At 71.5% G+C, this 6475-nt stretch carries 8 protein-coding genes; 6 read left to right on the forward strand and 2 right to left on the reverse strand.

Translation table 11 applies throughout. The features are described 5' to 3' along the window. A partial coding sequence (locus JHD21_RS19330) for an MFS transporter (protein ID WP_292678546.1) occupies positions 1-1115 on the reverse strand: 1115 nt, incomplete at its 3' end. Positions 1116-1174: 59 nt separating this feature from the next. Between JHD21_RS19330 and JHD21_RS19335 the strand changes: the two genes are divergently transcribed. From JHD21_RS19335 to JHD21_RS19345, 3 genes are all read left to right on the forward strand, one after another. After that, positions 1175-1438 (forward strand): hypothetical protein, encoded by a 264-nt coding sequence (locus JHD21_RS19335; RefSeq protein ID WP_292678550.1) that lies wholly within the window; start codon positions 1175-1177, stop codon positions 1436-1438. Positions 1439-1514: 76 nt separating this feature from the next. Beyond that, entirely contained in the window at positions 1515-1799 is a 285-nt protein-coding gene (locus JHD21_RS19340) for a DUF1905 domain-containing protein (protein ID WP_292678552.1), read from the forward strand. 20 nt (positions 1800-1819) lie between these two features. Further along, positions 1820-2281, forward strand: a complete 462-nt coding sequence (locus tag JHD21_RS19345) for a DUF427 domain-containing protein (RefSeq protein WP_292678555.1) — start codon at positions 1820-1822, stop codon at positions 2279-2281. Between the two features lie 7 nt (positions 2282-2288). Here the strand turns inward: JHD21_RS19345 and JHD21_RS19350 are convergent, their stop codons facing one another. Beyond that, complete coding sequence (locus JHD21_RS19350) at positions 2289-2645, reverse strand: hypothetical protein (RefSeq protein ID WP_292678557.1); 357 nt, start codon at positions 2643-2645, stop codon at positions 2289-2291. Between the two features lie 148 nt (positions 2646-2793). Here JHD21_RS19350 and JHD21_RS19355 point away from each other — a divergent pair, with 148 nt between their 5' ends. Genes JHD21_RS19355 through JHD21_RS19365 form a run of 3 tightly spaced genes read left to right on the forward strand, consistent with a single transcriptional unit; the run spans position 2794 to position 6371 of the window. Beyond that, positions 2794-3147: a YciI family protein gene (locus JHD21_RS19355; protein ID WP_292678559.1), complete on the forward strand. Its 354-nt coding sequence runs from the start codon at positions 2794-2796 to the stop codon at positions 3145-3147. Positions 3148-3152: 5 nt separating this feature from the next. Then, positions 3153-4385 (forward strand): sigma-70 family RNA polymerase sigma factor, encoded by a 1233-nt coding sequence (locus tag JHD21_RS19360; RefSeq protein ID WP_292678562.1) that lies wholly within the window; start codon positions 3153-3155, stop codon positions 4383-4385. A gap of 45 nt (positions 4386-4430) precedes the next feature. After that, entirely contained in the window at positions 4431-6371 is a 1941-nt protein-coding gene (locus JHD21_RS19365; RefSeq protein ID WP_292678565.1) for a M3 family metallopeptidase, read from the forward strand. Positions 6372-6475 lie beyond the last annotated feature (104 nt).

Consider the following 6475-nt stretch of genomic DNA (forward strand, 5'->3'; position numbering starts at 1 on the left):
ACCACGATGAAGATGCCCTGCAGCCGGCCCCGGACGTCGTCGGACACCGCGCTCTGCAGCATCGACATCCGGAACGCGGCCGAGGCCATGTCGGCGGCGCCGCCGACCACGAGCATCGCCAGGGCGACGCCGAGCATCACCCGCAGCCACCCGTCCCCACGCAGGTCGGCCAGCCCGACCGCGACTCCGAACCCCACCATCGCCAGCCCCCAGACGAGGATGCAGATGATCACCGCCCGTCCGTGCGCCTCGACCCGGGAGACCCACCCGCTCAGCACGCCGCCCACGACGGCGCCGGTCGGGATCGCGGCGAAGAGCAGCGCGAAGACCAGCCCGCCCTCCGGCGGTCCGCCGAAGTCGGTGTCGGCGATCTCGGGGAAGAGCGCCCGGGGCATCCCGAACACCATCGCGATGATGTCGACGACGAAGGACATGAGCAGCACCGGCTGGTGGCGCAGGTAGGCGAACCCGTCGACGACGGACCGGAGGCCCGGTGCACCGGTCGGCGCGCTCAGCACCGGCAGCCGGGGCAGCCGGACCACGGCCGACAGCGTGGCGAACAGCGTGATCGTGTCGACCAGGTAGAGCCACTCCAGCCCCACCACCGGGATGAGCACGCCGGCCGCGAGCGGCCCGGCGATGGCGCCGGCCTGCATCACCGTCATGTTCAGCGAGTTGGCCGACGGCAGCAGCTCGAGCGGCAGCAGCTTCGGCAGCACCGCGCTGCGGGTCGGTTGGTTGACCGCGAAGAACGCCTGCTGGACCGCGAACAGGCAGAGCAGGCCCCAGACCCCGATCCCGCCGCTGGCCGCCTGGAGCCAGAACAGCGCGCTGGTCCCGATCAGACCGAGGGTCGAGACGATGAGGATCGTGCGCCGGTCGAAGACGTCGGCCAGCGCCCCGCCGTACAGCCCGAAGACGACCAGCGGCACCAGCCCGAAGACGCCGGTGAGCCCGACGTACGCGGAGGAGCCGGTCTGCGCGTAGATCTGGGCGGGCACCGCCACGACCGTGAGCTGCGCGCCCACGACCGTGATGATGTTCGCGGTCCAGAGCCGCCGGAACGCCGGGACCTGCAGCGGCCGGGTGTCGGCGAGCAGCCCGCGGAAGCGCACCGGGTCAGTGTCCTCGCGTCCGTCGGACGCTCGTCGGACGCCCCCTGGACAGGTCCGGGGTGACGGTCACGGCCAAGGTCAAGATCGGCAACGACGTCACCCGCGTCAAGAAGGCCACCTTCAAGCTCCGCTGCGCCGAGGGCCGGCAGAAGGTGGTGCGCAAGAACCTCGAGATGTATGACGTCGGCCGGTTCTACAGCACCGAGCCCGGCAGCAACGTGAGCGGCAGCTGGCTGAGCAAGCACAAGGTCGACCTCGTGGTGCAGACCAGCAACGGCCTGCCGTGCACCGACCGGGCGTTCAGCTTCGTCGCCAAGGACTGACCGGACCGACCGACGCCGGGGAGACCCACGCGCCGGCTCGGCGATGAGTCCGGGCCGGCGCGTGAGTCTGTCGTCCATGAGCACCCACGCGGGACCCCTCGACGTGACGTTCGAGGCGACGCTGCTGAAGTCCGACGCCCAGGGCGGCTGGACCTACGTCGTGTGGCCGGAGTCGGCCGCCTTCTTCGGGACCCGGGGTCTCGTCAAGGTGCGCGGCACCGTCGACGGCGCGCCGTTCCAGAGCTCGTTCATGGCCCTGGGGGACGGCAACCACAAGCTCCCCGTGAGGTCGGCGCTGCGGCTCGAGGTCGGCAAGTCCGAGGGGGAGACGGTGACCGTCCACCTCGAGGAGCGGTTGTAGGGCGCACCTAGCCTGGCCGCATGGAGTCGGTCTGGGACTACCCGCGCCCGCCGCGGCTCGAGCGCACACCGGCCCGGCTCGAGGTCGAGCTCGGTGGGTCGGTGGTCGCCTCCACCACGGACGGCTGGCGGGTCCTGGAGACCAGCCACCCGCCGACCTTCTACCTGCCCGCGTCGGCGTTCCAGCCCGGGACCCTGCGGGAGACGGCCGGCTCCAGCGTCTGCGAGTGGAAGGGTGTCGCCTCCTACTTCGACCTGGTCGCCGGGGACGTCGTCGCGCCCCGAGCGGCGTGGACCTACCGCGACCCGACACCGGGGTTCGCCGCGATCGCCGCCGCGGTCGCCGTGATGCCCGGGCTGGTCGACCGCTGCACCGTCGACGGCGAGGTGGTCGTCCCCCAGCCCGGCGGCTTCTACGGCGGGTGGATCACCTCGGGCGTGACCGGTCCGTTCAAGGGCGTCCCGGGCTCGATGGGCTGGTGACCGGGGGTCACTCGATCCCGGCGGCCTTGTCGAGCTCCTGGAGCAGCCGGTGCGCGGCGACCTCGACCTTCTTGTGCCGCCACTCGCTGGCCCGGTAGACGCAGGCGATGAGGCCGGAGCGGTGGATCCGGTCGAGGTCGCCGTAGACGAAGGCGTGCCGCGCCTTGGTCTCGTCGTTGGCACCCTCGGTCAGGCCGAGGTGCCAGGCGGCGTACTCCTTCCAGGAGTGCTTCTCCAGGAAGTCGTTCTCGGCAGCGGCGTTCGGCTGGACCTCACCCCAGTCGCTGTCCAGGACCCAGCGCTTGGCCGCGATCAGGTCGCGGGCGTGCCGGACGGCGGCTCTGTTGACGGTGTACGACGCCATGGTGCGTGCTCCTCTCGCTGCTCGGGCTCCCGGCCGGTACCCGGCCCCGGTACGTCCATCTTCGGGCAGGGTGTCGTGTCGGGCGTTCCCCGTTCGTGGAGAGGATGAGGGCAGCCACCCGGGCCACCCCACCATGGAGGAGACCGAGATGACCAAGTACATGCTGACCGTGCACGGCACCGCCGACGACCCGACCGAGTTCGACATGGAGGCCATGCAGCCCGTGTTCGAGGCCGTCGACCGCTTCAACCAGAAGGCGCGCGACGCCGGGATCTGGGTCTTCGCCGGCGGGCTGGAGCCGATCGAGGTCGCGACCACCGTCGACAACACCGGCGCCGAGCCGGTCGTCACCGACGGGCCCTTCGTCGAGTCCAAGGAGTGGGTCGGCGGCTTCTGGGTGTTCGACCTGCCCGACCTCGACGCGGCGCTCGAGTGGGCGACCGAGGCGTCGAAGGCGTGCGAGGGCAAGGTCGAGATCCGCCCGTTCCAGGCCGACACCTGATCGCTGTGCCCGCATCGGCAGGGACGGACTCGCAGCTCGCGATCGAGCGGATCTACCGCGAGGAGTACGGCCGCGTCGTGGCCTCCCTCGTCCGCCGCTTCGGCAGCATCGACATCGCCGAGGACGCGGCGGCCGAGGCACTCCTCGCCGCGGTCGAGAAGTGGCCGGTCGACGGCGTACCGCCCAACCCGGGCGGCTGGCTGACGACCACGGCCGGAAACCGTGCCATCGACAAGCTCCGCCGCGAGTCCCACCGCGATGCCAAGCACCAGGCTGCGCTGATGATCGCTGACGACACCCCGCACGAGCCGACCGGGCCGCTCGAGGACGAGCGGCTGCGGCTCATCTTCACCTGCTGCCACCCGGCCCTGGCCCCCGAGGCCCGGGTGGCCCTGACCCTGCGCCTGATCGGCGGCCTCACCGTGGCCGAGATCGCGCAGGCGTTCCTGGTCCCCGAGACGACCATGGCCCAGCGGATCACCCGGGCCAAGAAGAAGATCAGCCTGGCCGGCATCCCCTACCGCGTGCCCGAGGCGGACGACCTGGCGCCGAGGCTGTCCGCGGTGCTCGCCGTGGTCTACCTGGTCTTCAACGAGGGCTACCTCACCTCGACGCCCGACGCACCGCCGGTCCGAGAGGAGCTCACGGCCGAGGCCATCCGGCTCGGCCGGATCCTGCGCAAGCTCCTCCCGGACGTCCCCGAGGTCGCCGGGCTGCTCGCGCTGATGGTCCTCATCGAGGCGCGGCGCTCGACGCGGGTGGCCGGGGGCGAGCTCGTCCCGCTCGACCAGCAGGACCGCGGGGGCTGGGACCGCGCGCTGATCGACGAGGGCCACGCGCTGGTGCGGGAGTGCCTCGCCCGCAGGCGTCCCGGCCAGTACCAGATCCTCGCCGCGATCAACGCCGTGCACACGGACGCCCGCACGGCAGCAGACACCGACTGGTCCCAGATCGCGGCGCTCTACGAGCAGCTGAGGGTCATCACGCCGTCGCCGTTCGTCGAGCTCAACCGCGCCGTCGCGGTGGCCGAGCTCGACGGTCCGGAGGTGGCGCTGGCGATCGTCGACCGGCTCGACCTGACGGCGTACCACGCGTGGCACGCCACCCGGGCCGACCTGCTCCGCCGGACCGGCCGGTCGGCGGAAGCGCGAGCGGCGTACGACGCGGCGATCGCGGCGACGGACAACGCCGCCGAGATCGCCTACCTGACGCGACGACGCGACCAGCTCTCCGGCTGAGAAATCGGCTCGGCGTCAGTCGGCAGCGCCTCCTAGGGTGGCGTCATGACGCCACCGGTGCCCCTGCAGCTGCCCACGAACGACGAGGCCCTGGGGTGGGTCGAGGCCAGGACCGCCGACGGGCTGGCTCGGGCCCGTGAGGTCGTGGCTGGGCTGAAGTCAGCCGAGGGACTCGAGCCGCTCGACGTGCTGCGCCGCTGGGACGAGGTCTCGCTCGTGCTCAGCAACGTCGGTGCGCTCGCGTCGCTGCTGTCCAACGTGCACCCGGTCGAGGCGGTACGCACCGCCAGCGAGCAGGCCGAGATCGAGGTCGACAAGCTGCTCACCGAGCTGAAGCAGGACCGGGCCCTCTACGAGGTGTTCGCCGCGGCCGACGGGACCGGGCTCGACCCGGTCGCCGGCCGTCTGCTGGACAAGACCCTCGAGGACTTCCGGCGGGCCGGCGTGGACCGCGACGACGCGACCCGGGCCCGGCTCGCGGAGATCAACGAGCGCCTCACCGCCCTGGACCAGGAGTTCAGCCGCAACATCCGCGACGACGTGCGCTGCGTGAGGGTCGCCCCGGAGCGGCTGGCCGGCCTGCCCCAGGACTGGCTCGACGAGCACCCCGTCGACGAGGACGGCCTGGTCGCGGTCAGCACCGACTACCCGGACACCGTCCCGGCGCGGATGTTCGTCCACGACGCCGAGGTCCGGGCCGACCTCGCCCAGGCGTTCCTCGGGCAGGGGTGGCCGCAGAACGACGCACTGCTCAAGGAGATGTTCGACCTGCGCCACGAGCTCGCCGGTCTGGTGGGCTACGACGACTGGGCGTCGTACGACGCGGCAGTGAAGATGATCGGCAGCGGCCCGGCCATCCCCGAGTTCATCGACAGGATCGCCGAGGCGGCGGAGAAGCCGATGCGCCGCGACCTCGAGGTGCTGCTCGCGCGACTGCAGCGCGACGTCCCGGAGGCGGAGGCGCTCGACGCGACCAACTCGTCCTACTACGAGGAGCTGGTCCGCAAGGAGCAGCACGACGTCGACTCCCAGCTGGTGCGCACCTACTTCCCCTTCGAGTCGGTGCGCCAGGGCCTGCTCGAGGTGACCGGCCGCCTGTTCGGCCTGCGCTACGACCCGGTGCCGGACGCCACCACCTGGCACGAGGACGTCGCCGTCTACGACGTGCACCGGCTGGAGGACGCCGACGGTGCGGGTGAGGGCGAGCTGATCGGCCGGATCTACCTCGACCTCTTCCCGCGTGAGGGGAAGTACAAGCACGCCGCGCAGTTCACGATCGCGGGCGGGGTGGGGGGCCGCCAGCTCCCCGAAGGGGCACTGGTGTGCAACTTCAACCGCGGCCTCATGGAGCACGACCACGTGGTCACCCTGTTCCACGAGTTCGGCCACCTGGTGCACCACGTGCTCGGCGGCCAGGCGCCCTACACCCGGTTCTCCGGCGTCGCGACCGAGTGGGACTTCGTCGAGGCGCCAAGCCAGATGCTCGAGGAGTGGGCGTGGGACGCCGACATCCTGCAGAGCTTCGCCCGCAACGCCGCCGGCGAGCCGATCCCGGCCGACCTGGTCGAGCGGATGCGCGCGGCCGACGACTTCGGCAAGGGCATCCAGGCCCGGCAGCAGATGTTCTACGCCTCGATGTCCTACTGGTTCCACACCGAGCGGCCGGCCGACCTGACCGCCAAGACCGTCGAGCTGCAGGAGCGCTACTCGCCGTTCCACTACCTCGACGGCACCCACATGTTCGCCAGCTTCGGCCACCTCGGCGGCTACTCCTCGGCCTACTACACCTACATGTGGTCGCTGGTGATCGCGAAGGACCTGTTCTCGGCCTTCGACCCCGACGACCTGTTCGACGCGCAGGTCGCCGGCCGCTACCGCGACCGGGTCCTCGCTCCCGGCGGCACCAAGGACGCCGCGGACCTGGTCGCCGACTTCCTCGGCCGGCCCTACACCTTCGACGCGTACGCCGCCTGGCTGGCGCGGTAGACGGGCGGCGGGCGGCGGCGGAGTCACCGGATATCCGGGGAGTCCCGCGCTTCTGCACCGAGATCTCGGTGCAGAAGCGTCAAGGTCACCGGATATCCGGGGAC

The organism is Nocardioides sp. (assembly GCF_016462705.1).
Lineage (GTDB): Bacteria > Actinomycetota > Actinomycetes > Propionibacteriales > Nocardioidaceae > Nocardioides.